Source organism: Streptomyces huasconensis, from assembly GCF_021028635.1.
Taxonomy (GTDB): Bacteria; Actinomycetota; Actinomycetes; order Streptomycetales; family Streptomycetaceae; genus Streptomyces; species Streptomyces huasconensis.
Genome location: NZ_CP086119.1, coordinates 4464094 through 4489785, shown reverse-complemented (window position 1 = coordinate 4489785; position 25692 = coordinate 4464094). Strand labels below are relative to the sequence as shown.

At 73.2% G+C, this 25692-nt stretch carries 25 protein-coding genes and 1 pseudogene; 4 read left to right on the top strand and 22 right to left on the bottom strand.

What is annotated here, in order from left to right; translation table 11 throughout:
- Positions 1-126 precede the first annotated feature (126 nt).
- The 3 genes and pseudogenes from J2N69_RS20495 to J2N69_RS20485 form a co-directional block, all read right to left on the bottom strand.
- Positions 127-2118: a sensor histidine kinase gene (locus J2N69_RS20495; RefSeq protein ID WP_230902087.1), complete on the bottom strand. Its 1992-nt coding sequence runs from the start codon at positions 2116-2118 to the stop codon at positions 127-129.
- 301 nt (positions 2119-2419) lie between these two features.
- A pseudogene (locus J2N69_RS20490) lies at positions 2420-3127 on the bottom strand (response regulator transcription factor); the annotation flags it as partial.
- A 156-nt stretch (positions 3128-3283) separates the two neighbouring features.
- Positions 3284-4702: an aminotransferase-like domain-containing protein gene (locus tag J2N69_RS20485; protein WP_230902086.1), complete on the bottom strand. Its 1419-nt coding sequence runs from the start codon at positions 4700-4702 to the stop codon at positions 3284-3286.
- A 168-nt stretch (positions 4703-4870) separates the two neighbouring features.
- Between J2N69_RS20485 and J2N69_RS20480 the strand changes: the two genes are divergently transcribed.
- The 3 genes from J2N69_RS20480 (at position 4871) to J2N69_RS20470 (ending at position 7784) form a co-directional block, all read left to right on the top strand.
- Positions 4871-5740, top strand: a complete 870-nt coding sequence (locus J2N69_RS20480) for an alpha/beta fold hydrolase (protein WP_230902085.1) — start codon at positions 4871-4873, stop codon at positions 5738-5740.
- A gap of 104 nt (positions 5741-5844) precedes the next feature.
- Positions 5845-7176, top strand: coding sequence for a sensor histidine kinase (locus J2N69_RS20475; protein WP_230902084.1), 1332 nt, complete (start codon positions 5845-5847; stop codon positions 7174-7176).
- The gene (locus J2N69_RS20470) at positions 7140-7784 is read left to right on the top strand and encodes a LuxR C-terminal-related transcriptional regulator (protein ID WP_230902083.1); all 645 of its coding nucleotides are present in this window, start codon (positions 7140-7142) and stop codon (positions 7782-7784) included. Before J2N69_RS20475 ends, J2N69_RS20470 begins: the two co-directional genes overlap by 37 nt.
- 186 nt (positions 7785-7970) lie before the next feature.
- On the opposite strand, the gene J2N69_RS20465 is transcribed toward J2N69_RS20470, so the two are convergent.
- The 3 genes from J2N69_RS20465 to J2N69_RS20455 form a co-directional block, all read right to left on the bottom strand.
- Positions 7971-8729: an SDR family NAD(P)-dependent oxidoreductase gene (locus J2N69_RS20465; RefSeq protein ID WP_230904790.1), complete on the bottom strand. Its 759-nt coding sequence runs from the start codon at positions 8727-8729 to the stop codon at positions 7971-7973.
- 130 nt (positions 8730-8859) lie between these two features.
- Complete coding sequence (locus J2N69_RS20460; RefSeq protein WP_230902082.1) at positions 8860-9450, bottom strand: cupin domain-containing protein; 591 nt, start codon at positions 9448-9450, stop codon at positions 8860-8862.
- A gap of 77 nt (positions 9451-9527) precedes the next feature.
- Entirely contained in the window at positions 9528-10121 is a 594-nt protein-coding gene (locus J2N69_RS20455; RefSeq protein WP_230902081.1) for a TetR/AcrR family transcriptional regulator, read from the bottom strand.
- A 236-nt stretch (positions 10122-10357) separates the two neighbouring features.
- Here J2N69_RS20455 and J2N69_RS20450 point away from each other — a divergent pair, with 236 nt between their 5' ends.
- Positions 10358-12136 (top strand): serine/threonine-protein kinase, encoded by a 1779-nt coding sequence (locus tag J2N69_RS20450; RefSeq protein ID WP_230902080.1) that lies wholly within the window; start codon positions 10358-10360, stop codon positions 12134-12136.
- Between the two features lie 51 nt (positions 12137-12187).
- Here the strand turns inward: J2N69_RS20450 and J2N69_RS20445 are convergent, their stop codons facing one another.
- The 16 genes from J2N69_RS20445 to J2N69_RS20370 all read right to left on the bottom strand — a co-directional run bounded on the left by J2N69_RS20445 (position 12188) and on the right by J2N69_RS20370 (position 25682).
- The gene (locus J2N69_RS20445; protein WP_230902079.1) at positions 12188-12901 is read right to left on the bottom strand and encodes a 4'-phosphopantetheinyl transferase family protein; all 714 of its coding nucleotides are present in this window, start codon (positions 12899-12901) and stop codon (positions 12188-12190) included.
- Positions 12898-13818, bottom strand: a complete 921-nt coding sequence (locus J2N69_RS20440; RefSeq protein WP_230902078.1) for a TIGR03854 family LLM class F420-dependent oxidoreductase — start codon at positions 13816-13818, stop codon at positions 12898-12900. Before J2N69_RS20440 ends, J2N69_RS20445 begins: the two co-directional genes overlap by 4 nt.
- A gap of 67 nt (positions 13819-13885) precedes the next feature.
- Positions 13886-14680, bottom strand: a complete 795-nt coding sequence (locus J2N69_RS20435) for an acyl-CoA thioesterase domain-containing protein (protein ID WP_230902077.1) — start codon at positions 14678-14680, stop codon at positions 13886-13888.
- Positions 14670-15641, bottom strand: a complete 972-nt coding sequence (locus J2N69_RS20430) for a beta-ketoacyl synthase N-terminal-like domain-containing protein (protein ID WP_230902076.1) — start codon at positions 15639-15641, stop codon at positions 14670-14672. The genes J2N69_RS20435 and J2N69_RS20430 overlap by 11 nt, the downstream gene beginning before the upstream one ends.
- Positions 15638-16864, bottom strand: a complete 1227-nt coding sequence (locus J2N69_RS20425) for a beta-ketoacyl-[acyl-carrier-protein] synthase family protein (protein ID WP_230902075.1) — start codon at positions 16862-16864, stop codon at positions 15638-15640. Before J2N69_RS20425 ends, J2N69_RS20430 begins: the two co-directional genes overlap by 4 nt.
- On the bottom strand, positions 16861-17103 hold the full coding sequence (locus J2N69_RS20420; protein ID WP_230902074.1) for an acyl carrier protein: 243 nt from the start codon (positions 17101-17103) through the stop codon (positions 16861-16863). Before J2N69_RS20420 ends, J2N69_RS20425 begins: the two co-directional genes overlap by 4 nt.
- Before the next feature lie 34 nt (positions 17104-17137).
- Entirely contained in the window at positions 17138-17914 is a 777-nt protein-coding gene (gene fabI, locus J2N69_RS20415) for an enoyl-ACP reductase FabI (protein ID WP_230902073.1), read from the bottom strand.
- Between the two features lie 11 nt (positions 17915-17925).
- Positions 17926-18630 (bottom strand): beta-ketoacyl-ACP reductase, encoded by a 705-nt coding sequence (gene fabG / locus J2N69_RS20410; RefSeq protein ID WP_230902072.1) that lies wholly within the window; start codon positions 18628-18630, stop codon positions 17926-17928.
- Complete coding sequence (locus tag J2N69_RS20405; RefSeq protein ID WP_230902071.1) at positions 18627-19070, bottom strand: acyl-CoA thioesterase; 444 nt, start codon at positions 19068-19070, stop codon at positions 18627-18629. The genes fabG and J2N69_RS20405 overlap by 4 nt, the downstream gene beginning before the upstream one ends.
- Before the next feature lie 68 nt (positions 19071-19138).
- Complete coding sequence (locus J2N69_RS20400; RefSeq protein ID WP_230902070.1) at positions 19139-20326, bottom strand: acyl-CoA dehydrogenase family protein; 1188 nt, start codon at positions 20324-20326, stop codon at positions 19139-19141.
- Complete coding sequence (locus J2N69_RS20395; protein ID WP_230902069.1) at positions 20323-21912, bottom strand: amino acid adenylation domain-containing protein; 1590 nt, start codon at positions 21910-21912, stop codon at positions 20323-20325. The genes J2N69_RS20400 and J2N69_RS20395 overlap by 4 nt, the downstream gene beginning before the upstream one ends.
- Positions 21909-22721: a ketosynthase gene (locus tag J2N69_RS20390; protein WP_230902068.1), complete on the bottom strand. Its 813-nt coding sequence runs from the start codon at positions 22719-22721 to the stop codon at positions 21909-21911. The genes J2N69_RS20395 and J2N69_RS20390 overlap by 4 nt, the downstream gene beginning before the upstream one ends.
- Entirely contained in the window at positions 22718-23923 is a 1206-nt protein-coding gene (locus J2N69_RS20385) for a beta-ketoacyl-[acyl-carrier-protein] synthase family protein (protein ID WP_230902067.1), read from the bottom strand. The genes J2N69_RS20390 and J2N69_RS20385 overlap by 4 nt, the downstream gene beginning before the upstream one ends.
- On the bottom strand, positions 23920-24177 hold the full coding sequence (locus J2N69_RS20380; protein ID WP_230902066.1) for a hypothetical protein: 258 nt from the start codon (positions 24175-24177) through the stop codon (positions 23920-23922). The genes J2N69_RS20385 and J2N69_RS20380 overlap by 4 nt, the downstream gene beginning before the upstream one ends.
- Positions 24174-24482 carry an acyl carrier protein gene (locus J2N69_RS20375; protein WP_230902065.1) on the bottom strand — a complete coding sequence of 103 codons (309 nt, stop codon included), beginning with the start codon at positions 24480-24482 and terminating at the stop codon, positions 24174-24176. Before J2N69_RS20375 ends, J2N69_RS20380 begins: the two co-directional genes overlap by 4 nt.
- A 75-nt stretch (positions 24483-24557) precedes the next feature.
- Positions 24558-25682 (bottom strand): aminotransferase class V-fold PLP-dependent enzyme, encoded by a 1125-nt coding sequence (locus J2N69_RS20370; RefSeq protein WP_230902064.1) that lies wholly within the window; start codon positions 25680-25682, stop codon positions 24558-24560.
- Positions 25683-25692 lie beyond the last annotated feature (10 nt).

The window sequence follows — 25692 nt, the reverse complement described above, 5'->3', positions numbered from 1 at the left end:
GGGTCCGGGGGCAGAGAGAGAGCCTCGGTCGGCAGAGGTGATCGACCGGGGCTCTTGTCCTGCCCACGCTCCACCGGTGTCCTGCCCGCGCTCCACCGGCAACTCGCCTGTGGCTTACGGCGTTCCTTACGGACGCTGCACGCCGTCCGCGGCCTTACGGGTACCGCACGCGCTCGGCAACCGCACCGTGAACAGCGACCCCTTCCCCAGCACGCTCTCCGCCGTCACCGCGCCCTCGTGCGCCTCCGCCAGCTTCCGCACGATGGACAGGCCGAGGCCACTGCCTCCCGTCGCCCTCGTACGCGACTTGTCCGCGCGCCAGAAGCGGTCGAAGACGTGCGGCAGTTCGGCGGCCGCGATCCCCGTCCCGGTGTCGGCGACCTCGATCAGCACCTCGTCCCCCGTACCGCGGCAGGTGATCCGTACGCTGCCGCCCTCCGGGGTGTGCCGGATCGCGTTGGAGACGAGGTTGCCGATCGCCTGGCGCAGCCGCAGCGGGTCGGCCATGACCCGGGGGTCGCCGAGCACCGTCGCCCTGAGTCTCACCCCGGCGGCGTCCGCCCGCGCCTGGTGCGCCGCCGCCACCTGCTCGGCGATCTCGGCGGCGCGTACCGGCTCGCGGCGCAGGCGCAGCGTGCCGGCGTCGGCGGCCGCGAGGTCCTGGAGGTCGTCGACGATGTGCTGGAGCAGCAGGGCTTCTTCGAGGAGCGAGGTGACCAGCGCCGGGTCGGTCTCGACCACGCCGTCCTCGGCCGCCTCCAGCCAGCCGCGGATGTTGGAGAGCGGGGTGCGCAGCTCGTGCGCGACGTCGCTCACCATGGCCTTGCGCTGTTCCTCCAAAGCCTTGCGGTGGGCGGCCATGTCGTTGAAGGCGGCGGCCAGTTGGCTGATCTCGCCGGCCGAACGGCTGACCTTCGCGGGCACCGGTTCGCCCGCCTCGCCCGTCTTCATGCGCCGGGTCGCGGCGGTCAGCGCCCGCAGCGGCCGGGTCAGCCTGGCCGCGGCGAGCGCGGTGACGGCGACGGTGACGGCGAGGACGGCCGCGGCGAGCCCCGCGAGGCGGGCGGTGTTGGCCCCCGAGAGACTGAAGCCGGGGGTGCTGCGGGAGCCGTCGGGGCTGGTGATGAAGAGCAGCGCGGGCGAGGAGACGTAGGGGGCGAGCTGTTCGCGGCGGGCGCTGTCGACGCAGGCCGTGGCGGCGGCGCCGGCTTCGGCGGCGGCGGTGGCTCCGGGGCCGCTGGGGTCCGGGCCGGGGGTTGGCGGCGACTGGCGGAACTCGCCGGGGCCGACGGCGGCGGAGGCGCGGTCATCCGCGGCGGGTGGGGCGGGTACGGCGGGTACGTACGTCGGGACCGCGCCGACCGGCTTCGGACCGGAGCGCCCGGCCACGTCGAGCCGGACCTCGACGGGAGAGAGGCCGCGCCGCCTCATGCACGCGTCGGTGAGGGAGCCGAGCTTCTCCAGGGCCTTGAACTCGGTCGCGGTGGGTACGTCGAGCAAGGGAGTGTGGCAGCGGGTCTTGAAGAGGCCACCGGGGTCATTGTCGATGCGCAGGGAGGGGCGTCCGCCGGGGCCGACGACGATGTCGGAGGCGACGCCGAACTCGGACAGACAGGCCGCCCCGCGGTCGGCGGCGGCCCGCAGCTGCTTGCGTTCGCGCCGCGTCAGGCGGTACGGGCCGACCACGCGCGGGTCGACGCGGTCGGCTCCGGCCTCCTCGTCGCCCCGCCCGGCGGACAGCGTCGTGTCCACGGCGAGCGGGTCGAGGACGGCGGAGGCGTTCGGGGGCAGGGGGGTGTGCTTGGAGGGGGCCGCGGAGTCCGCGATGACCTTGCGGTCCTGCGTGGTGAGGGCGACGCGGCGGCCGGTGCTCCGGGCCAGTTCCCGGACGGCCTGGCCGGCGCCCCGCCAGGCGGGAGCGGCCGCGCCGACGCCGAGGAGCCGGTCGTAGATACGGGCGTCATCGGCGAGCACCTGCCCCTGCTCCTGCCGCAGCGCACCGGAGGTGGTCTGCGCGGCGAGCCAGGCGGTCGCGGCGACGGACCCTATGGAGACGAGCACGGACACGACGAGCAGCCTCGCCAACAGGCTCTTGCGAAGCGGAACATCACGAGCCATGGGCCGCCACCGTGTCGGCCGGGGCCCCGGTTTCAGCCCCGTCCGCCCCGGTCCCAGGCCGGGCCGCCCCGGGGCCAGCCGCAGCCGATCCAGCCTGAGCCCGATCCGATTCCGCTCCAGTCCCAGCCGACCCGCTCCCAACCCCAAGGCCAGCCGCAGCCGGTCCAGTCCCGGCCCTGACGCCAGGGCCAGGACCAGCCGGTCCAGCCTCAGCCCCAGCCGCTCCAGTCCCCGCCTCAGCGCCAGGGCCAGGCTCAGCCGACCCCGCTCCAGCCCCAGCCACCCCCACCCCACCCCCAGCCGTCAGCTTGTACCCCACCCCGAATACCGTCACCAACCGCCTCGGCCGCCGCGGCTCCGTCTCGATCTTCTTGCGCAGGTTGAGCACGTGCACGTCCACCGTCCGCACCGATATGTAACCCGACGAGCCGTGGACCCGGTCGAGGAGCTGCGGCCGGGTGAAGACCCGGTCCGGCTCCTCGGCGAGCGCCGTGAGGAGGTCGAACTCGCCCGGCGTGCAGTCGATTTGCCGCCCGTCGACCGTCACCTCGTGCCGCACCGGATCGACCACCAGACCGCCCACCCGCAGGACCCCCCGCCCCGCGTCCGGCAGCGGCGCGTGGATGCCGCCCGCGCGCCGCAGCAGCGTCCGTACGCGGGCCATCAGCTCGCGGGGGCTGTACGGCTTGGTGAGGTAGTCGTCGGCGCCCAGGTCGAGACCCGCGAGGAGGTCGTCCTCGGTGGAGCGCGCCGTCAGCATCAGGATCGGCAGCCGGACGAGTTCCGCCGGCCCGTCCGCGTCCCGCAGCAGCCGCGTGACCTCCAGGCCGTCGGCCCCCGGCATCATCACGTCGAGAATCAGCAGGTCCGGGGGCCTGCGCCGGACCTCGCGGAGGGCGGCGGACCCGTCGTGGACGACGGCGACCGCGTGGCCCTCGCGCTCCAGGTAGCGGCGGACCAACTCGGCCTGTTTCTCGTCGTCCTCCGCGACCAGGACAAAAGCGCACATGGCGTCGAGGATAGGCACGCCCTGCCGTCTTCAGGCGAGGGAAACCGCATCCGGACAACTGCCTCACAGAATCCTGATAAGTGGCCTCTACGCTTTCCCGGCCCCCGCCCCACCCCGGCCCCGGCCCCGGCCTCACCCCCGCCCCGCCCCCGGCACCTAGCCGCCCCGCGCCACCGCAACATCGACCAGCGTGTCCAGCGCCCACGCGAGCACCTCCGTCGACGGGGACGCGAGCCCGATCCGTACCGCCTGCCCCGCGCGCCGCCCATCGGCCGCGAAGGCCGGGCCAGGTGTCACGGCGATGCCTCGCGCGGCGGCCGCCGCCACGAACGTCTCCGCACGCCAGGGCGGCGGCAGCTCCCACCAGCAGTAATACGAGCGCGGATCGGTACGGAACCTCCCCTTCACCCCCAACCCTGCTCCCGGCCCTGCGCCCGCCCCCACCACCGCCCCGATCAACCGCTCCCGCACGATCTCGTGCCGCACCCGCACGTCGGCCCGCTTGGCGGCGACCAACGTCTCCACGGTTCCGTCACCGACCCACCGCACGGCCGCCTCCAGGGCGAAACCCCCCGCCGTCCAGCCCCCCGACCGCAGGCCGCGCGCGAGGGCGTCCAGGTGGCCGGGCGGGGCGGCGAGCATGCCGAGGGTGAGACCGGGGGCGACCCGCTTGGACAGGCTGTCGACGAAGACGACCCGCTCGGGCAGCAGCGCGGCGAGCGGCGCCGGCGCGTCCTCCGCGAGGAAGCCCCACGTACCGTCCTCGACGACATGGCACCCCATGTTCCCTATGACGGTGGCCAGTTGAGCACGCCGCTCCGCACCCGCCGTGACCGACAGCGGATTCTGCAGCGTCGGCTGTACGTAGACGGCGGCGAGCGAGGCGCTCCGGTGCGCGGCGGCGAGCGCGTCCGGCAGCATGCCCTGCTCGTCGACGGCGATGGGCACGAGCCGCACGCCGAGCTGCTCGGCGATGGCTCTCACCAGCGGATACGTGACTTCCTCGACGCCCACGCGGCCCCCGGGGCGGACGAGCGAGGAGAGGGCGGCGGCGATGGCCTGCCGGCTGTTCCCGGCGAAGAGCAGCTGCCCGGGGTCCGGGCGCCATCCGCCGCGTGCGAGCACCGTGGCGGCGGCTTCGCGCGCCTCGGGGGTGCCGTCCGGCGCGGCGGTCCGGGTGGCCTCCAGGAGTACATCGGGCCGGGCGAGGGGCCCGAGGGCGCGAGCCATGAGCGCCGACTGGCCTTCCGCCACCGGGTAGTTGAGTTCGAGGTTGACCACGGCCGCCCCCTGCCCGGCATCCGGTGCCCGGTGGCCCGGCGGCCCGAAGCCCGACGGCCGGGGCGGCGCCCCCTCCGTCAGCGCCGCCCCACCGGGATGCGGCGCCGCGGCCCTGACGAACGTGCCGCGCCCCACCTCCCCGACGACCAGACCCCGCCGCGCCAGCTCCCCGTACACACGGATGGCCGTGGAGCCGGCGATCCCCCGCCGCCGCGCGAAGGCCCGCTGCGTCGGCAGCCGCTCGCCGCCCCGCAGCCTCCCCGCCTCGATCTCCCGGGCCACCTCATCGGCCACCTCCCGGAAGTCTTTCCGCTTCCGCTTCCCCAGCTCCGCCACCCGCCGCCCACCCCATCCCGTCCCACCGCCATGGACATCGGCATCGACATCGGCAGTGGCATCGACTTTGCACCGAGAGCAAAGAGCTTATTGCACCGGGCAGTTGGGGGCGCCTAGCCTCCCCCCATGGCAACCGCACAGCTCAACGGCGTCACCATCGGTTACGACGACACGGGCGACGGCGAGGCCGGCCCCTCAGCCGCCCCCTACACCGGCCCGCGCCCCGCCCTCGTCCTCCTCCACGGCCACCCCTTCGACCGCTCCATGTGGGCCCCGCAGCGCGAGGCGTTCGCCGGGACGCACCGCGTCATCACCCCGGACCTCCGCGGCTACGGCGACTCGACCGTCGCCCCCGGCACCACGGACTTCGCCACCTTCGCCGAGGACGTCGCCGCGCTCCTGGACCACCTGGACGTAGGGGAGTTCGCACTCGGCGGCCTCTCGATGGGCGGGCAGCTCGTCATGGAGTGCCACCGCCTGTTCCCGGAGCGCCTCACGGGCCTCCTCCTCGCCGACACCTTCCCCGCGGCCGAGACCCCGGAGGGCAAGGCCACCCGCAACGCCCAGGCGGACCGGCTCCTCAGCGAGGGCATGCAGGGATACGCGGACGAGGTGCGGGACAAGATGGTGGCCCCGTACAACACGGAGGCGTCCGCGTACGTCCACCGCATGATGCTGGCCGCCCCGCCCGAGGGAGCCGCCGCCGCCCTGCGCGGCCGGGCCGAACGCCCCGACTACCGCGCGATGCTGACCCGCGTCGCCGTGCCGTCCCTCGTGGTCGTGGGCCGCGACGACACGTACACGCCGGTCTCCGACGCCGAGGCCATGCACGCCGCGCTCCCGGACTCCGCGCTGTGCGTCGTCGAGGGCGCCGCGCACCTGCCGAACCTGGAACGCCCCACCGAGTTCAACGCCGCGGTCCGCACCTGGCTGAACCGCCTCCCGACGCCCGTGCCCACGCCTGGCCCCGCCCCCACCCCCGTACCTCCGGAATAGGGGAGTTTTCTCCACCGACTCCCGGCCGGTCGCCGCCCCATAATGAACCCGCGGACCGCATGAAACCCGCAGTTCACAGACGTAGGGGGACAACCGTGACGACCATGCCCACAGAACGGCGGACCGCGCGAAGCGGCCCGCACGGCAACCGCGACGCCTTCACCCGCTCCCTGCTCCTGTGGGGCCTGTCCCTGCGGGCGTTCGCGCTCTCCCTCTGGATGGCCCACGCCCACGTCTTCGTCGCGGGCGGCCCGAACGCCAGGCTGCTGCCGGGCCCCGTGCGGAGCGTACGGAAGCTCGCCGACCGGCAGCGCCGCCTGGCCGAGGAGTGGTCGGGCAGGGAGTTCCCCGCCCCGTACCGCGAACTGCCCGCGACCGGACAAGGGCTGGCCCTGCGCGCCCAGTTGGCGGGCAAGGAGGGGCAGGTCTGGCGGGACTGGCGGTGGGCGGGCCTCGACCCGTACGTCGGCGGGATGATCGCCTTCGGGCCCCTCGCCCTCGTACTCAGCGGCATATGGGGCCTGGTCACGGCGGTGTACGGGGTGCGGCTCTCCCAGGAGTGGGGCAGCGTCTGGTACCTGTTCGTCCCGGTCCAGAACTGGCCGACGGCCGCCCTCGCCGGGCTCCTCGGCGTCCTCCAGTTCCCGCTCGCGTACTTCTGGGCCGCGCCGCGCGCCGTCCGGCTCCACGAGCGCTGCCTACGGGCGATGCTCACCCCGAGCGACAGCGAACTGCGCGCGGAGATGGCCGAGATGGCCGACCGCATCGACCACCTCACCACGACCCGTTCCGCCGCCGTCGACACGCAGATGTCCGAGATCCGGCGCATCGAACGCGACCTGCACGACGGCGCGCAGGTCCGGCTGGTGGCGATGGGCATGACGCTCGACGCCGCCGAACATCTCCTGGAGTCGAACCCCGCCGCCGTCCGCGCCCTGCTCGCCGAGGCCCGCGAGAACTCCGCGAAGGCCCTGCAGGAACTGCGCGACCTGGTCCGCGGCATCCACCCGCCGATCCTCGCCGACCGCGGACTCGCGGACGCCGTAAGGTCGTTGGCGCTGATCAGCCCGCTCAGGACCGAGGTCACCACCGAGCTGCCCGCGCGGCCCGAGGCTCCGGTGGAGTCCGCCGTGTACTTCGCGGTCTCGGAGGCCCTGGCCAACGCCGTCAAGCACGCGGCGGCCGAACGTGCCTGGATCGACATCCGGTACGAGAACGGCGGCCCCGGAAGCGGTGACGGGGCGCTGCGCGTCACCGTCACGGACGACGGCCGCGGCGGCGCCGACCCGGCGCGCGGCTCGGGGCTGCGCGGCATCGAACAGCGCCTGGCGACCTTCGACGGCGTCCTCGCCGTGAGCAGCCCGCCCGGCGGTCCGACGATGGTGACGATGGAGGTGCCGTGCGCGTTGTCCTCGCCGAAGACCACTTCCTCCTGAGGGACGGCCTGGTCCGCCTCCTGACCGCCTTCGGCCACGAGGTCGCCGCAGCCGTCGACAACGGCCCGGAGCTGCTCACCGCGCTCACGGACCTGCGGCCGGACGTCGCGGTCGTCGACGTCCGGCTCCCGCCCGGCTTCAGCGACGAGGGCCTGCGCGCCGCGGTCGAGGCGCGCACCCGGCAGCCCGGCCTGCCGGTACTGCTGCTCTCCCAGTACGTGGAACCGCTCTACGCCCATGAGCTGCTGGCCACCGGCTCCGAAGGGGTCGGCTACGCGCTCAAGGACCGGGTCTCCAACGGCGCCCAGTTCATCGCGACCATCGAGCGGGTCGCCGCGGGCGGCACGGCCATGGACCCCGAGGTGGTCTCCCAGCTCCTGGTCCGCAAGGCCCGGGACACCGCCATGGCGACCCTCACGGCACGCGAACGGGAGGTCCTGGAGTGCCTGGCGCAGGGCCGCTCCAACGCGGGCATCGCGGAGACGCTGTTCATCTCGGAGAAGGCCGTCGCCAAGCACATCGGCAACATCTTCCCGAAGCTCGGGCTGCCGCCCTCGGACACGGACAACCGCCGGGTGCTCGCGGTCCTGGCCTATCTGGACCGCTGAGACCGGCGGGGCGGGGTTTATGAGGTGGACGGGTTCCCAGATGGACGGCTCCACCAAACGGACGGCGTCACCAGGTGAACGGGTTCACCAGGCGGACGGCCTCACCAGGCGGACGGCTCCACCAGGCAGTCGACGTCACCAGGCGAACGGCTTCATCAGCTGCAGGGCTTCGCCGGATGGGCGGCGTCACCAGGTGGGGCGCGCCCCCACCCCGCCGTCCACCACCAGGTCCGTACCCGTGATCCAGGACGCGGCGTCCGAGGCGAGGAACACGCAGGCGTTGCCGATGTCCTCGGGCCGTCCGAGCCGCCCGAGCGGTGCCGCCCGGCCCCACCGCTCCACGCCCTGCGGCCACTCCTCGGCGAGGCCCGGCCGGTCGACGAGGCCGGGCGAGACGCTGTTGACGCGGATGCCGCGCGGTCCGTACTCCAGGGCCGCCGAGCGGGCGAACATGATCAGGGCGGCCTTGGAGGCGCTGTAATGCGCGTGGCCGGGAGCGGGGTGCGAGCCCTCGATGGACGCGATGTGCGTGACCGTGCCGCCGCCCTGCCGGGCCATGAGGTCCGCGGCGGCCTGGGTGCAACAGAAGGCGCTGGTCACGTTGGCCTCGGAGAGGCGGCGCCACTCGTCGGCCGTCATGTCCGCGAGGTCCCGCAGGGGCTGGATACCGGCGTTGTTGACCAGCGCGTCCAGCCGGCCCCGCCAGGCGTACGCGGCCTCGACGAGGCGGTGGCACTCCTCCTCCCGGGTCAGGTCCGCCGACAGGGCGACGGCGGCACCGCCCGCCGCCTCGATCCGCTCGACCAGTTCCCGGGCCCGCGCCTCGCCCCGCCGGAAGTGCACCACGACCGCGGCCCCGGCCTGCGCGAACCGCCGGGCGATCCCGGCGCCGATCCCGCCGCTGGCCCCGGTGACGAGAGCGACGCGCCCGTCGAGCCGCGGCAAACTGGCGTCCCGCCACGCCTCACGCTCACACGCACGCTCCGGGCCCCGAAGGCCCGCCTCGCCGCGCCCCTCCACCGCGCCCCGCGCCGCCACCCCGTCACGCACCGCCTCGCCCCGCCCCTCCACCCCGTCACGCACCGAAGACACCCTCCGCCCCTTTCCTTCCCATCCGCACCGGCTCCCCCGGCCTGCACAGCTCCCGGATGACCCGTGCCCGCCCCGGATACCGCGCGGCCAACTCCTCCGGGTCCCCGCCTTCGTAGTCCTGGGGCAGGAACCCCGGCGCCATCGTCGTACCGAACAGCGACCATCCGTACCCCCGCCGTCGGCCGTCGGCCGGGCCGGGTGCCACGCGCGCCCCCATCCAGGTCCCCGCGGGAACGACGAGCTGTACGCATCCGGCCCGCCCCAGCACGGCCAGGCGGTCCGTGCCGTCGGGTGCCAGGAGCAGCAGTTCCAGGGCGTCGCCCTCGTAGAAGTGCCAGACCTCGTCGGTGGGCAGGCGGTGCAGGGCGGAGAAGTCCCCACGGGCGGTGGTCAGGAGCACGAGGATCGCCGTGCCGACGGGGCGGCCCGTGGCGTCGGGCGGCCCGGCCCAGGTCTGGCGGAACCGCCCGCCCTCGACCGGCAGAGGCCGCAACCCGTACCGCGCGGCGACCTCGTCAGCTGTCTCGACCCGCTCGGCCTGCTCGTCCTGCTCGCCCTTTTCCACCACGTCCACCTTTTCCACCATGGACGAAGAGGTCCCCGGCAGCGGCGCGTCTCATGCACCCCACAGAAGCCTCCTGCACGCCCGCCTCAGGGCGTGAGGGACCGCCAGATCCGATCCGGCAGGACGCGCGCGGCCTGCCCGAGGTCGACGTCGTCCAGGCCGGAGAGCCGACGGCGCGCGGTCGCGACGATCGGCCCCATGACGAGCGCCTCGACCACGGGCACGTCCAACGGGGCGATCTCCCCCGACTCCACGTGCCGGCGCACCCACTCGGTCAGCGGCGACAGCCGGGCCTCCTGGGCGTCGCGGAGCTGCTTGGCGTGGGCCATGCCGACCCGGTCGGCATAGGAGGAGTGCAGCAGCCGGGAGGCGTCCGGATGCTCCTGGACGAACGTCAGATACGTCTGTACGAGCGCGCGGACACCGCCCCGCGCCGTACGCGAACGCGCGACGCCCGCGGCCAGTTCACCGAGGAGACGTTCGAGCCAGCGCAGCAGCAGGGCGTTCATCAGGCCGTCGACGCTGCCGAAGTGGTGGTAGAGACTGCCGAGGCTGACCCCGCTGGCCCGGGTGAGGGCGCCGACGGTGACGCCCTGCTCCCCCGCGTCGGCGTACACCTGGAGGGCGGCGTCCAGGAGGCGCTCGGCGGTCTCCACGCCACGTCGTTGCTTGGGGCTCATGGTGCTCACCAGCGTAGACCCCGGAACCACGAGGGCGGACCGCGCGCCTCCGCTCTCGGGGAGGGGAAGGGGGCGTACGGGAAGTGGAAAGGTTTTCTAGAAAGATCTTCCACCCAGGAGGACCGATGGTCCACACTGGTCACCGGTCCGCGGCCCGGGCCGGTGTCCGTCCGTGCGGACGGGGGTGCGCACGGGAACGGCACGGGTCCGGCCGACGGCCGGTGAACGGGGAGACGGTGGACGGGGCAGGCGCACAGAACGGGTTCGACCTCACGGGCAGCGGCGCCGAACCGCTGCGCGAGCGCGATCCGCGGCAGATCGGCTCGATCCCGCTGGTGGGGCGGCTCGGAGTCGGCGGCATGGGGCGGGTGTACCTCGGCGTCGTCGACGGGCGGTACGCCGCCGTCAAGCAGATGCTGGCGTCCGTCGTCGCCGAGGACGAGGGGTTCCTGCGCCGCTTCGGGCAGGAGATGGACAACCTCGCGCGCCTGCCGGCCGAGGCCACCGCCCCGCTCCTCGCGAGCGACCGCACCGCCGAACCCCCGTGGTTCGCCACCGCGTACGTCCCCGGGATCACCCTGGCCGAGGCCATCGAACCGCACGGGGCGCCGTTACCGGCCGGCGCCCTGTGGCGGCTCCTGCGGGAGGTGGCCGCGGGCCTGGAGTCGGTCCACGCCCTGGACATGGTGCACCGGGACCTCAAGCCGTCGAACGTCATGCTGACCCTCGACGGCGTCACCCTCATCGACTTCGGCATCGCCCGCGCCGCCGAGCAGAGCCAGCTGACCCAGACCGGCCTGATCGTCGGCACGCCGGCGTACATGTCGCCCGAACAGGCCTCGGGCAAACGGCGGTTGACCGGCACGTCCGACATCTTCACGCTGGGCCTGCTGGTCGCCTACGCGGCGTGCGGCCGCTGGCCGTTCAAGGACGGCGCCGAGGGCAGCCCGCTGTACCGCATCGTCCACGACAGCCCTGACCTGACCCCACTGCGCGCGCTGGACCCGCACCTGGCCGAAGTCATCAACACCTGCCTGGACAAGGACCCCGAGGGCCGCCCGACGGCAGCGGAACTGGTCGCCCTGGCCGCACAGCACGGCCCCACCGCCCCGCCCACCTGGCCGGCCCCGGTCACCGACCGCCTGGCGGGCCGCGCGGCCTTCGCGGCGAGGACCCCACCGGAGCCGACGGAGCGCCCCCTCGAAGAAACCACCCCGGACGCCGCCCCCACTCCCCCACCCCGCCCGGAACGCCGCCGCCGCACCCGCGTCCTGCTGGCCCTGGTCCCGGTGGTGATCGCCACGGGCACGACTCTGGCCCTCCAGAACCTCCCGTACGTCAACTCCCCGGACCGCGCGGCAGGCTCGACCCCCTCCGCGACGGCAACGGCCCCGCCACCCGGTCAGGAAACCTCGGAGAAGCCTGCGGAAAGGCGAAAAAAGAAGGACCGAGAACAAAAAGACGAAGACGAGCCCAAAGCCAAGAAGAAGCAGAACGACAAGCCAAAAGCCGACGAAGCACGGCCCGACGACTCGCCCCCGAGCAAGACCGACGACGCGAAAAGCCCTTCACGCTCGACCCCTGACGCCGACTCCCCCGACACGGACACAGACACCGGCGGCAACGGCAGGAACGGCGACACCCCCACCACCCCCACCTCAGGCCCCTTCCGCCTGAAGAACGCCGACAACGAGGCCTGCCTGACGCAGGTCTACGGCGCCGCGGACGACGGCGAGTGCGGCGACCCCAGCGCCACATGGAAGACGGTGAGCGCGGAGAACAACAGCTTCAAGGTGGTCAACAAACAGTCGGGCTCCTGCCTGGTAGCGAACATGCTCGGCCAGGCGGTCTTCGTAGGCGACTGCACCCAGGGCTCGGCCCGCCTCTGGCGCTGGGGCAAGACCGGCACCCTGAAAAGCACCGCAAACGGCGGCTGCCTGGACCTGTCCTACGGCGGCGGAGTATCGGCCACCACGTGCGAGCCGGGCAAGGCGTCCCAACAGTGGTCCAGGTGACGCCCGCGTGAGCGATCCCAGCAACACCCAATACACCAACGGCCCCCAGCGTTAATCCCCCACCCTGAGGCCGATGTCTTCCCGCCGCCCCTCGCCGCTCGGCGGTACCGGCACGGTGATGGCGGTCAGGAGGATGCCGCGTCCCGTGGTCCAGCGGCCCGTCAGCATGCTCAGGCCGGTGCCCTCCACCACGAGCCCGGGTGGAGGGAGCCGCGCCGAGAAGGTGCGGGTGATGGGGTCGATGCGTACGTCAACGTCCCTGAATCCCAGCCACTTTCGCGTCCACGGGAACCACGCCTTGTAGACGCACTCCTTGGCGCTGAAGAGCAGGCGGCCCCAGCTCACCCCGCTGTGCTCCCGTGCCAGGCCCGCGACCATGGCACGCTCGTCGGGGCCCGCGATCGTCTCCAGCATTCCCCACGCGGGCAAGGGGGCCTCGGGCTCCGCGTCGACGCCGACGGCCGCGAACTCGTCCGCGCGGGCGAGGACAGCCACCTGGTAGCCGGAGCAGTGGGCCATGCTCCCCACCAGCCCGGCGGGCCACAGGGGCTCGCCCGCCGGGCCGCGCAGCACGGGCGCGGCGGGCCTCCCCAGCTCCGCCATGGCCAGCCGTGCGCAGTCCCGCACCGCCCCGAACTCGTCGCGGCGCAGCTCCGTCGCGTGTGCCATCAGGGCGCTCTCCTGCGGGTACAGGGCTCGTGCCGGCGGCGGGAAGCCGAACGAGTCGACCGCCGCGACCCGGCTCGGGACGATGTCCCGGATCACGCGTCGGACTCGAGGGGCTTCAGCGTCGCGGTGAACTCCTCCAGGAACGCCCGGCGCGAGGTCACCGGCCCGGCGGGGCGGACCACGAACTTCGACAGGCCCGCGTCGACGTGACGGCGCAGCTGGTCCCGGGCGTCGGACCAGTCCCAGCACAGCAGGGTGCGGGGGTCGGGCACGTCGGGGCGGTCCTGGCGCAGGCGGGTCAGCAGGGCGTCCAGGGCGGGGCCGTCGGTGTCGGGCCGGACGACCGTCAGGTACGTACCGTAGTGGTCGTCGTCGATCGTCCGGTGCGCGCGGTCGGCTGCGCGGGCGATGCGAGCGCGGCATGCTTCGGCCTCCGCCGGGAGGACGTTGCTGCCGAGCCAGCCGTCACCGAGGCGGCCGACCCGGTCCAGGGCCGGGGGTACCCGGCCGCTCAGCCACAAGTCGAGCGCTCTGGCGGGCCGGGGGGCGACGGACGCCTCCTCCAGCGGGAAGAAGCGGCCGTTTCGGGTGACGGCGGGCTCGGTCAGCAGCGCCCGCACCACCTCCAGCGCCTCTTCGAACACCGCGGCCCGCTGCCCGTCCGGCACGGGGTACATCGTCCGGTCGGAGTGCCGGGCCGGGCGGACCCCGAAGACGGGCAGGACGCGGCCCGGGGCGAGCGCCGCCAGGCTGGCCAGCTGTGCCGCGACCAGGGCCGGGTTGCGTCCGGGCAGGACCAGCACGCTCATGCCGAGCTTGAGCCGCGTGGTGACACCGGCCGCGTGGGCGACGGCGACGAGCGGGTCCAGCGCGTCGGGGGCCGAGGCCAGGTCCGAGAACCACACCGAGTCGATGCCGTACGCCTCCACGTCCGCCACCAGGGCGCCCGGGTCGGGGCGGTCCGGGCGCGCGGCGCGCTCGGGCACGCCGCCCACCCCGATGCGGACCTTCACCGCGGCACCCGGGCTTCGGATGCCGCCGGCGCTTCGTCCCCCGTACCGCGTGGCAGGGGTGGTCGCCTCATGCCCGGGCCCGCAGCAGCCGCCCCAGGGTCGTGGCCTTCGCCAGGACCGTGCCGTCGGCTGCGGCGGTGACGCCCTCGGCGAGGGCGACGGCTTCGGTCAGGGTCGCCGTCGTGGTGAGGCGGCGCCAGGCGTTGACGGGGACGTGGCGGCTCCAGCGGACGCCCAGGTCGAGGGTGACCGGCTGTACGGTGCCGAGTCCCTCGCTGCGGAACACGCACTCCAGCAGGAAGCTGTCGAAGAGCAGCAGGTCCACGGCGGCCCCGTGCGTGGCACCGCCGATGAGCTCGGGACGGCCCCGGACCCAGACGTCGCAGAGCGCCTTGCCGTCCCCCAGCCCGGCCGGGCTGAGCGGGTAGTCCACGGCCCGTACGTCCAGATGCTTGAAGAACGCGACCTCGTCGGCCAGCCAGGTCACCTCCGGAGCGGAGTCCGGCGGTGCGGTGTCGCCCGCGGGCGTGTCGTCCGCGACCAGGCGGGGGTCGAGCATCCAGGCGTCGGCGGTGAAGACCCGTTCGCCGTCCTGGAGCAGGTCGATGCGGAGCAGTTCGCTGCTCCCGCCCTTGCGGACGGTCTCGACCCGGCCCTCGATGGGTCCGGGTGCCGCCGCCTTGGGGTAGGCGCCCTGGATGCCGCCCAGGACGAGGCGCGGTGCCGCGGCCCGGGCCACCTGGCTCGCGAACGCCGCCACGCAGCCGCCGAAGACCCGGTCGGCGAAGAGCCACTCCTCGCCGACGACGCCCTGGAAACCGGAGCCGGACGGTGTGACGGCGAACGCCGTTTCAAGCGACAAGACTCTCTCCCTTGATACGGACCACGGCGGCGGCCGCGATCCCCTGAGGTTCAGCCGAGGTCAACAGCACGACCCGGTCGCCGGGGCCGGAGGCCGCCGCCCGGGTCAGGGCGCTCACCAGCTGGAAGGCACCCGTTGCGGAGTGCAGCTGCCCCACCGCCTCCGTCACCGGCGGGAGCTGGGTCGCACTGGGGCACACGGCCGTCAGTGCCTTGGACTCCGCGTCCTCCCACGTCCCCGAGCCGATCGTGGCCCACACCTCACCGGGCGAAGCGCGGTCGAGGACCCGCTGCGCCACCCTGCGGACGGCCGTGCCGGCGTCGCCGTCCGTGGTCACCAGTGAGGTGACGGCGAGGACCTCGGCCAGGCCACCGGTGGCGTCGGCCTCCAGGCGGACCAGGGCGCAGCCCTCCGCCAGCGGGGCGGTGCCACCGCGGACCCAGGAGCGCGCTTCGCTCAGCTCCTCGACGGCCCCGGTGAGCAGCACGTCCGCGCGGCCCGTCAGCAGCAGCCGTCGGCAGTAGCCGAGGGCGAGCAGCCCGGTCGTCGTGCCGCCGGCGAGGGTGGTGTTGGGGCCCTTGAGTCCGTGCCAGATGGCGGTCTGCCCCGCGATGCTGTTCATGGCCGCGTTCTGGATGGACGAGGGGGGTATGTGATGCGGGCTCTTGGCTTCCCGCGAGGCGCGGTTCACCTCCAGGATGCTCTGGGCGCTGCCGTTCGTCGTGCCCAGGATCAGGCCGGTGCGGGTGAGGTCCTCGTCCTTCGTGAGCAGCCGGGAGGCCGCCGCGACGGTGAGGGCGGTGGCGCGGCCCATGGTGCGGGTGCCCTGACGGCCGAGGTACTCGCGCGGCTCGAAGCCGGGTACCGGCCGGGGCGCGTCGGGCAGCGGGCGGGCCGCGTCGGCGAGGTCCCGGTCGTCCGTTCCGTACGGGGACAGGGCCGACCATGCGGTGATGATCACGACGTCTCCTCGTAGCGGCCGATCAAGGTGATCGCGTTGTTGCCGTTGAACGCGAAGCCGTTGTTCTGGACGATCGACACCTCGGCGGGCACGGAGTGGTTGGGCACGCAGTCGATGGCGCACTCCGGGTCCGTGGTGCGGTGGTTGACGGTCGGCGGCAGGAAGCCTTCGTTGATCGCGATCGTCGAGGCGATGGCGCCGAGGGCGCTGGAAGCGCCCATCGAGTGGCCGAGCATGGACTTCAGCGAGACGACGGGGGGCGGACTCTCGCCGTACACGGCCTTGACGGCCCGTACCTCCGTCACGTCGTTGGAGGGGGTGCCGGTGCCGTGGGCCGAGATCAGGTCCACGTCGCCGGGGGTCACCCGGGCGTCGCGCAGGGCGGACTCCATGCACGCCTGGATGCTCTTCTCCTCGGGGGCGAAGGCGTGGTGGGCGTCGCAGTTGATCCCGTACCCCAGGACCTCCGCGAGGATCGTCGCGCCGCGGGCGCGTGCCGCGGTCAGGCTCTCCAGGAGGAGGATGCCCGCCCCTTCGCCGCTGAGGATGCCCTGGCGGTCGGCGTCGAAGGGGCGGCAGCGGTCGGGCGACATGATGCCGAGCCGGTGGAACGAGGCGAAGGAGCGGCGGCAGACGGCGTCGACGCCGCCCACCAACGCGTAGTCGGCGTCGCCGAGCCGGATGGCGTCGAGCCCGTCCCCGATGGCGTAGTTGCCGGCCGAGCAGGCGGTCGGGAACGTCATCGGGGACACGTCCTGGAGCCCGAACTCCCAGGCGATGGCGGCGGAGAGCCGGTGGGTCCAGGCGCGGTCGACGAGCGCCTGGTCCATCCGGTCGGCTCCGCGCAGCAGGGTCTGCTCGGCCAGCGCGTCGAGTTCCTGCGACTCGCCGTCGGCGGTGCCCACGGCGATGTGGCCCGGGCGGTGCCTGAGGTCGTCGCCGGTCAGCCCGGCCTCGGCGAGGGCCATCGCGGCGGCGGCGACGGCGAAGGAACTCGCGCGGCCGAGCGTGTCCACCGGGGTGCGCGTGATCCAGCCGGCGGGGTCGAAGCCGGTGACCTCGCACCCCAGGGAGGTGGTGAATCCGGTGGTGTCGAACGCGGTGAGCGGCGCGACCTCGTTGCGTCCGGACCGCAGCCCTTCGGTGAACTCCGCCGTGCCGGTGCCGATGCTCGACACCGGCCCGCGGCCCGTCACCACGACGCGTTCGCACCCGCCGGTCATGCTTCGGCCAGGACGTCGTGGATCGCGGCCAGGCTCACCATGCGCTTGGCCTTGTCCTGTTCGATGGTGATGCCCAGGCTGTCCTCGATGGCCGTCATGATCTCGATGACGGCCAGGGAGTCGACGCCGAGCTCCTCGTAGAAGTGCGTCGTCTCCGTGAGTTCGCCGGGCTCGACCTCCAGGATGTCGCAGACGATCTTCTTGACGCGGTCCCGCAGGTCGGGCGTGATCTCCACCATGTCGGTCTCCTCAGTCTCGGGGCGTAGCAGTTGGTCAGGCGCCCACGACGTGGACGCCGCCGTCCACGTGGACGATCTCGCCGGTGGTCGCGGGGAACCAGTCGGACAGGAGGGCCACGCACGCCTTGGCGGCGGGGACGTGGTGGGCGCTGTCCCAGCCCAGCGGGGCGCGGTCCGCCCAGACGCCGGCCATGTCCCCGAATCCGGGGATGCCCTGGGCGGCGGGCGTGTCCAGCGGGCCCGCGGCCACCAGGTTGACGCGGACCCCCTGGGGTCCGAGGTAACGGGCGAGGTAGCGGGAGCAGGATTCGAGGCCCGCCTTGGCGACGCCCATCCAGTCGTACAGCGGCCAGGCCTGGGAGGCGTCGAAGTCCAGGCCGACGATCGAGCCGCCGTCCTCCATCAGGGGCAGGCACGCCACCGACAGGGACTTCAGGGAGTACGTCGAGGCGTGCACGGCCGCGGCCACGTCCTCCCAGGACGTGTGCAGGAAGTTGCCGCCGAGGGCGGACTGCGGCGCGGCGCCGATCGCGTGCACCACGCCATGCAGCTCCGGCACGTGTTCCCGTACGCAGTCCGGCAGCGCCGCCAGCTGCGCCGCGTCCGTGACGTCGAGGTCGATGACGGGGAGCGGGCCGTGCTCCCCGGAGGGCAGCCGCTTGGCGACGCGCTCGGTCAGGCTGCGCCGGGGGTAGGCGGTGAGCAGGACGTGCGCGCCCTGTTCCAGGGCGATCCGCGCGATGTGGAACGCGATGGAGTGCTGCGTGAGCACCCCGGTGATGAGGATGTTCCTGCCTTCGAGGATTCCCATGGCCGCTCCCCTCACCACCCCATCGCCAGGCCGCCGTCCACCGGGAGTACCGCCCCGGTGACGTACGCCGCGTCCGGTCCCGCCAGGAACCGCACGGCCTTCGCGATCTCCTCGGGCGCGGCCGTGCGCCCGAGCGGTATGCGTTCCCTGGCCTCGTCCTTGACCTTGTCGCTGAGCGCCGCCGTCATGTCCGTGTCGACGAAGCCAGGGGCGACGACGTTGGCGGTGATGTTCCAGGGGGCGAGTTCCCGGGCGAGCGACCGGGCGAGGCCGATCAGGCCCGCTTTGGACGCGGCGTAGTTGGACTGGCCGCTCTGCCCCTGGAACGCGACGACGGACGAGACGAACACGAGCCGGCCCGTGCGGGCCCTCATCATGCCGCGCGCCGCACGCTTGGCGACACGGTAGGCGCCGGTCAGATTGGCGTCGAGGACCGCCTCGAAGTCCTCCTCGCGCATCATCGCCAAGAGCTTGTCCCGGGTGATGCCCGCGTTGGACACCAGCACCTCGACGGGGCCCTGCCGCTCCTCCACGGCGGTGAAGGCGGCATCCACGTCCTCGCTGCTCGTCACGTCGCACCGCACGCCGAACAGGCCATCCGGGGCCTGCCCCGAGCGATGGGTCACGGCCACCGTGTCCCCGGCGGCGGCCAGTTCCACGGCGATGGCCCTGCCGATCCCGCGGTTGCCGCCCGTCACCAGTGCCGACCGTGTCACGAGCCCTCCTTGGCAGGGATGTTCAGCGGCGCGACGTCGCCCAGGGCCGCCACCAGGCGCTCGGGCACCAGGGTGCTGCCCGAGCCGTCGGCGGCCACGGCGACGTAGACGATGCGGCCGGTCGCGGTGGTGGAACCCTCCTTGCGGAAGGCGAAGTCGAGGGTGAAGCTCTTCTTGCCGATCCGCGCGGTGCTGACGAGGACCTCGGGCCGGTCGCCGTACCCGATGCCCGCCTGCCAGTCGATCTCCACGTGGGCGACGTGCACGTCGACGCCCATCTCGGACCAGCTGTCGTACGGCAGCCCCCGCGCGAGGAAGAAGCCGTCCACGGCCTCGTCGACGTGCGCGAGGTACCACATGTTGAACATGACGCCTTGGCGGTCGATCTCGAAGAACCGCGGCTGGATCGGGTGCGCGAACACCTGCTCGTCGTCACTCATGAGTCATGACCTCTGTGCCTTCGTTCGTGTACGGGTCGGTGGGGACGCGGCTGCGGACGGGTGCCGCCTCACCACGAGAACGCTTCCTCGTCGCGGAGGTCCACCCCGAGCGCGGCCTTGCCCAGGTACTCCAGGCACTCCTCCGGCTTGGCCGGCATCACCGCTCCGTACTGCAGCTCCCGCAGGAGCCGTTCGATGGGCCGGGACCTGCTGACTGCGGCCGATCCGCAGACCGAGACGGCGATCCGCGCGGCCTCGTGGCCGAGGTCGGCGACCGCGTACTTGGCGGCGTGGACGAGGGTGTTGGCAGTGGTGCCGCCGCGTTCGCGGTCTACGGCCTCTCCCGCCCGCTCCACCAAGGCGCGGGTGGCGTGCAGTCGGGCGGTGAGCAGCCCCAGGTCGCGCTGGACGGTGGCGGAGCGCGCCCGGGCAGGCGAGGCCGTGGCGTGGTCCACGACGGCCTGGCGCACGGCCTCGGCGATCCCGAGGTAGGCGCCGGTGTAGCCGGCGACCATCCAGTGCGGCTCGCGGATCACCTTGGTCAGGGACAGGCCCTCGATCCCGAGGACCAACCGGGACGCGGGAACGGCGACGGAGTCCAGGGCCATGTCGGCCGTGCTGGTCCCGTACATCGCCGTGAGGTGGTGGACCTCGCCGAAGGTGACGCCCGGGTCGTCGCGGGCCACCAGCAGGTGCGAGACGCGTCCCGGGTCCTCGGATTCCTCCGGGCGGGCGGGGACCGCGTAGTAGTCGGCGATGCCGGCCAGGGAGACGAAGGACTTGCGGCCCGTGATCACGAATCCCGTACCGTCCGTCTGCCGCCGGTAGCGCGTGCGCAGTCCGCGCAGCTTGGCGCCGCTGGCCGGTTCGGAGGCAGCTGAGGCGAACATCCTGCCGCCCTCCGCCACCTCGGCGAAGAGCCAGGCGCGGAACTCCTCCGCCGGCGGGGGCAGTGGGTGGTCCGCCGTTTCGCACAGCGGCCCGATGACGGCGTTGTGCATGTTCAGGCCGAGCGCCGCCGCGCCGTTGTGGAACCCGATGACGGACAGCACCCGCCAGTAGTCGGCGAACCCCAGCCCGGCCCCACCCGCCCTGCGGGGGACGAGCAGGCTGAGGAAGCCCGCCTCGGCGAGCAGCCGGTAGGGCCCCCGCGGGTCGCCCGCGCGGTCATCCACGTCGGCGGCGAGGGCCGCGATCTTGCGGCCCACCTCGTGCGCGCGGTCCAGTATCTCGTCGAAGTCGTCGGGGAGGGTCACCCTGTCTCCTTGAGTGCCGGGGAGTCCGGCGCCGGTTGCGGGAGGTCGGTCCAGGACCGTGCAGCGAGCGCCGGGCGGTCGGTCTTCCCGCGGTCGTTGAGCGGGAGGGCCGCGACGGTGACCACCCGGTCCGGCACCATGTACAGGGGCAGCTCGGTGCGCAGCAGCATGAGGGCCTCCCGCTCGGGGAGCGTGCCCTGTACGTACGCCCAGAGCTCGCCCTCGTGCGCACCGCCCTTGGCGACGACCGCCGCCGCCTTCACTCCAGGCGCGTCGCACAGCACGCTCTCGATCTCGCCCGGGTCGATGCGGTATCCGTGCCGCTTGACCTGTACGTCCTTGCGGCCCAGCAGGACGAACTCGCCGTCGTCGGTGCACCGGCCGAGGTCCCCTGTGGGGTAGGCGCGGCGCACCACGCCGTCACGGAAACGGACCTGCCGGGCCGGGTCGACGAGGGCGCCGTCCTGTAGATACCCGAGGAAGACGGTGGCGCCGGCGACGTGGATCTCGCCCTGGCCGGAAGTGGGGCGGCCGTGTTCGTCGAACACCTCCACGGTGTCACCGGGGACCGCGCGCCCGACCGTCGCCGGCTGCGCGGCCGTCCACGTCCCGGGGACGCGGAGGTAGGTGCAGACGTTCGTCTCGGTCGGGCCGTAGAGGTTGTAGACCGGCCGGTCGCCGGCGAGCCGCAGGTAGCGCTCCAGGGCCGCGGGCGGGAAGGGCTCCCCCGCGTACAGCAGGACGCGGAGCGCGGCCAGGGACGCCTCGGCGATGCCGCCGCGTTCCAGCAGGCCGACGTAGAGCGAGGGCACCGCGTACAGCACGCTGATCCGCCGGGTGCCGAGCCAGTCGACCACGTCGGCGGGGAACGCCTTGAGCCGCTCGGGCATCAGGACCGTGCAGGCGCCCGCGGCGGCGGCGGAGAACAGGTCGAAGGTGCTCAGGTCGAAGGTCAGGGCGGCCTGGGAGCCGATCCGGTCCGTGGGCCGCAGCCCCGTCTCCGCCGCGGCCCACTCGGCGAAGTGCGTGACGTTCCCGTGGGACAGCAGCACGCCCTTGGGCGTACCCGTGCTGCCCGAGGTGAACAGGACGTACCCGCCCTCGCACGCGGCCTCCGGCAGCGGCCCGGCGGGTGGCGCGTCCCGTACGCGCAGCAGTTCGACGCCCCCCGCGAGAACCTCGGTACGCGGCTCCGCCGTGTCGGACGCGGCCTCGACGGCCCCGGGCCGGGAGGCGTCGGTGGCGAGCAGCGCCGTCAGGCCGGCCTGGCGCATCATGCGGCGGGTGCGGGCCGCCGGGTTGCGGGTGTCCAGCGGTGCCACGACCGCCCCGGCACGCAGGGCCGCGTGGATCGCGAGCACCGCGTCGGCCGACTTGGGGATGAAAACGCCGACCCGGTCGCCGGGCTCGACCCCGTGGGCGGCGAGCCCGTCGGCCAGGTCGCCTACCGCGGCGTCGAGTTCCGCGTACGTCCACGCACGGTCGCCGTCCACCAGGGCGGGGCGCTCCGGGTGGGTCAGCGCGGCGCGGGTCAGCAGGCCGTCCAGGCGCCCTCGCGCGCCGCCGGGCCCGGTCGAGCCGGTCACCGGGCCTCCTCCAGCCGTACGCGCAACTGCCTTGCGCCGAGGGCGGATTCGATGTCGACGTCGACGGCGTCCGTGCTGTCCTGCGCACGTGCGGCGCGCACGGTGGCGTACAGCTGGACGAGACCGGCGAGGCTGCCGAAGACCGAGAGGTCGGCGGCGGGGTCCGGACCGGAGACGGGGACCGCGGTCCCCGTCCCTTCCGGGGTGGTGTCCGCACGCCGGAAGAGGAACGCCACGGCCGCGTCGGTACGGGACGGTGCGGCCAGCGGCTCGCCGTCCCGTGCCAGCCGGGCGTGGGCGGCCAGTGGGCGCCCCTCGGCCGTCTCCAGTTCGACGGCGATCAGCAGCACCTGGTCCATGCCGTCGTCGAGGACCGTGTCCACCAGGTCCAGGGCCTCGGAGCGCACGTCGCCCCGCAGGGCGACGCAGGTCGTCGGTCCGGTGATGGCGTAGTCGCGGGCGATGACGCCGAGGATCGTGGTGGGCACCGATTGGTAGAACAGCAGGGGGTTGGCCACCTGGCCGGATTCCAGGAGTCTGCTGCCGAGGTCGGAGGTGGTGGTGTCGCCGAGGAACGTCACCAGGACCAGGCCCATGCGGGCGCCCGGCTCGCCCAGAGTGTCGCCGTCCACGACGTCCGCCAGGCAACGGTCGACCGCTGCCTTGACCAAGGGGCTGAAGGCGGACTCGACGAAGCCGGGCACCCGGCGTGTCCCGGACGGCTCGACGGCCAGAGGGCCCGCCTCGATGCCGGAAGGGACGACGAGTGCCTCCGCCACCAGGAGGTGTTCCGTCCGCGTGTCGATCATGCTCGCTCCCACAGGAGTGCCGTGTTGACGCCGCCGAAGGCGGAGTTCGTGGTCAAGGCGCGTCCGATGTCCGCTGCGCGGGCCCCTTCGGTCACGTAGTCCAGGTCGCACTCGGGGTCGGGCAGTGAGAAGTTCGCCGTGGGGGGCAGCAGTTGGTGCCTCAGCGCGAGCAGGGTGATCACGGATTCGACCGCTCCGGCCCCTTCGAGGGTATGCCCCGTCGTCGACTTGGTGGAGCTCACGGGCACGTGGGTGGCCCGCTCGCCGAACACCCGGCGCAGCGCGGCGGTTTCGGAGGTGTCGTTGGACGGGGTGCCCGTGCCGTGCACGTTGACGTAGTCCACCGCCTCCGGGCCGAGGTCGGCGACCCGCAGTGCGGTCTCCATGGCCTGGGCGGTGCCGCGGCCCTCGGGGTGCGGACGGCTCGCGTGGTAGGCGTCGGAGGCGATGCCCCAGCCCGCGACGCGGGCCAGCACCTCGGCCCCCCGGGCGAGGGCGCTCTCCTCGGACTCCAGCACCAGGCACGCCACTCCGTCGCCGAGCAGCAGGCCCGTACGGTCCTTGGAGAAGGGACGTACGTGGCCGTCCTTGGCGAACGCGCGCGCCGAGTCGAACTTCGCGAACAGCTCGCGTTCCACCAGGTAGGAGCCGCCGCACAGCAGCGCGTCGGCCCGGCCCCGGCTGATGAGGCGGCTCGCGTGGACGACGGTGTCGGCGGACGCGACGCAGGCGTTGGTGAAGGTCAGGCGCAGAGGGCCCAGGCCCAGTGCGCCGGCGAGGCCGTGGGCGAGCTGGCCCGGCACGCTGTCCGGGAGGAAGGACGTCTCGGGCGTCTCGGCGGCGCCTACCACCGAGCGCCAGTACCGGGAGATCGGGCGGTAGTCGCCCTGGCTGCCGACGAGCGCGCCGGAGATCCTTGCCGGGGCGATGCCCGCCATCCCGATCGCGGCGCGGGAGCAGGCCAGGAGCACGTCGTGCTGGCGCGGTGGCGCGTCGTCGGTGAAGTCGACCCCCGGGACCGGCGGGCCGTCCCCCTCGTACACGGCGGCGGAGGCGCACCGGAACGACGCGGTGTCGAAGCGCTTGACGTCGCGGAAGGCGTGACGGCCCGCGAACGCGCCGTCGAGCAGGGCCTGTTCGCCGAAGCCGAAGGCGGTGAAGACCCCGAAGCCGGTGACGACGACGCGTCGCGACGCGGTCATCGTGTCTCCCCGGAAGCGGCGGCCTTCGCGGTCAGCTCGTTCACGTGGGCCGTGATGCGGTTGATGCTGGAGAAGGCCTCGGCGCGGGCTTCCCGCAGGTCCAGTTCGATGCCGAACTCGTCCTTCAGGCTGTGGCTGAGCCAGGCGAGGGAGAAGGAGTCCACCGTGATCTCGGTGTCGTCCGCGACGGCTTCGACGCCGGCCAGCGTGCGGCTGTCCACGAGGATCCTCCGGATGTCCTGGGTCGTGATCATCGGGGGCCACTGCTCTCCGCGCCGGCGGTGGAGCGCTTCTTGATGACCTCGTCGATGAACTCCCCGAGCGTTCCGACGAGCAGCAACTGGAGCATTTCATCGGGGAATTCGATGTCGTACTCCCTTTCGAGCTGGACGGCCACCTCCAGGGCGCCGATGGACTCGAGTCCGAGCCCCTCCGGTCCGACGGACGTGTCGAGATTGATCTCGCCGACGTCCTCCATGCCGACGACGTCTTCGATGACGTGGGTGACGAACTCGAGGACTCGCTGCCGTTCCTCTGCTTCCCGAACCTCGGCGGGCATGACTGGGTCTCCTCGCTTCGATGGTCTGGTCTGTCGTGGCGTCTCCATGACGGAGACGGTGGAACCTTCGCGCGGTCAGCGCAGCACGTCCCGCAGGACTCGGGCGAATGTCTCCACCTCGACCATGGAGTTGTAGTAGTGCGGCGAGACACGCACGGCTTCCTCGACGCCGGCCGCGTCCATGTACAGGGGCGTGTGACTGCCCTGGGCGACCCACACGTTGACCCCCGCGGTGTGGAGTGCGGCCCGGACGTCCCTCGCGGGCACCCGGTCGTGCACGAAGGTGACGATCGAGGCGTGCCGGGTGCCCGGGTCGAGGAGCCGGGTCCCCGGCAGCCCGGCGATCGCCTCGCGCACCGCTTCGCTGACCGGGCCGGGACCGTCGTCCGTACGGGACAGGTGGTGGCGGGCCGCCGCTTCGAGGCCCATGATGCCGGCGGTGGAGCGTTCGGCGTACTCCAGCCGCCGGGCGCTGGTGGTGCGCACCTCGTAGGTGTCGGCGCCGGTCATGTCCGCGATGTGAAGGTCGTGGAAGGGCAGGGCGACGGCCTCGCGCAGCCGGGGGCTGACGGCGGCGAAACCCGTGCCACGCGGCCCCCGCAGGAACTTGCGCCCCGCGCCGACCAGCAGGTCACAGCCGATCTCCTGCGCCGATACCGGAAGTTGGCCGACGGACTGGCAGCCGTCGACGCCGTAGTAGCACCGCCAGGGGGCGAGGATCTTGCCGATCTCCTCCACCGGGGTGACGATCCCGCAGCCGGACGGCACGTGCGGTACGGAGACGAAGGCCACGTCGTCGCCGATACGCGTGCTCATCCAGTCCAGGTCCAGGTCGCCGTCGGGCAGGACCGGCACGACCTCGACGCGCAGGCCCAGGCGGCGGCGCAGCTCCGTCCAGAGGATGAGGTTCCCCGCGTACTCGTAGGGGGTCACCCAGACGCGGTCGCCGGCCGCGAAGGGGATGTGGGGAACCACCGAGGACCAGGCGCGCGTGGCGCTGTCGAAGAGGGCGATGTCGTCGTCCGGCGCGTCGATCACGCGTCCGAGCGCTGCGTACACCTCGCGTTCGAGGGTGTCCGCGTGGCGCTGTTCGGTCTCGTAGGATCCCCTGTCGGTCTCCTCGGCGAGGTAGTCGGTGACGACCCGCGTGACCGCCGCGGGCATCAGGCCGGCGCCCGCGTTGTTGAAGTGGACAGGCATGCGTGGACCC

Coding starts and splice junctions, on each gene's coding strand:
- J2N69_RS20495 (WP_230902087.1), bottom strand. CDS start 2,118: ATGGCTCGTGATGTTCCGCTTCGCAAGAGCCTGTTGGCGAGGCTGCTC.
- J2N69_RS20480 (WP_230902085.1), top strand. CDS start 4,871: ATGGCAACCGCACAGCTCAACGGCGTCACCATCGGTTACGACGACACG.
- J2N69_RS20475 (WP_230902084.1), top strand. CDS start 5,845: ATGCCCACAGAACGGCGGACCGCGCGAAGCGGCCCGCACGGCAACCGC.
- J2N69_RS20455 (WP_230902081.1), bottom strand. CDS start 10,121: ATGAGCCCCAAGCAACGACGTGGCGTGGAGACCGCCGAGCGCCTCCTG.
- J2N69_RS20425 (WP_230902075.1), bottom strand. CDS start 16,864: ATGACCGGCGGGTGCGAACGCGTCGTGGTGACGGGCCGCGGGCCGGTG.
- J2N69_RS20420 (WP_230902074.1), bottom strand. CDS start 17,103: ATGGTGGAGATCACGCCCGACCTGCGGGACCGCGTCAAGAAGATCGTC.
- fabI (WP_230902073.1), bottom strand. CDS start 17,914: ATGGGAATCCTCGAAGGCAGGAACATCCTCATCACCGGGGTGCTCACG.
- J2N69_RS20405 (WP_230902071.1), bottom strand. CDS start 19,070: ATGAGTGACGACGAGCAGGTGTTCGCGCACCCGATCCAGCCGCGGTTC.
- J2N69_RS20390 (WP_230902068.1), bottom strand. CDS start 22,721: ATGATCGACACGCGGACGGAACACCTCCTGGTGGCGGAGGCACTCGTC.
- J2N69_RS20385 (WP_230902067.1), bottom strand. CDS start 23,923: ATGACCGCGTCGCGACGCGTCGTCGTCACCGGCTTCGGGGTCTTCACC.
- J2N69_RS20380 (WP_230902066.1), bottom strand. CDS start 24,177: ATGATCACGACCCAGGACATCCGGAGGATCCTCGTGGACAGCCGCACG.
- J2N69_RS20375 (WP_230902065.1), bottom strand. CDS start 24,482: ATGCCCGCCGAGGTTCGGGAAGCAGAGGAACGGCAGCGAGTCCTCGAG.
- J2N69_RS20370 (WP_230902064.1), bottom strand. CDS start 25,682: ATGCCTGTCCACTTCAACAACGCGGGCGCCGGCCTGATGCCCGCGGCG.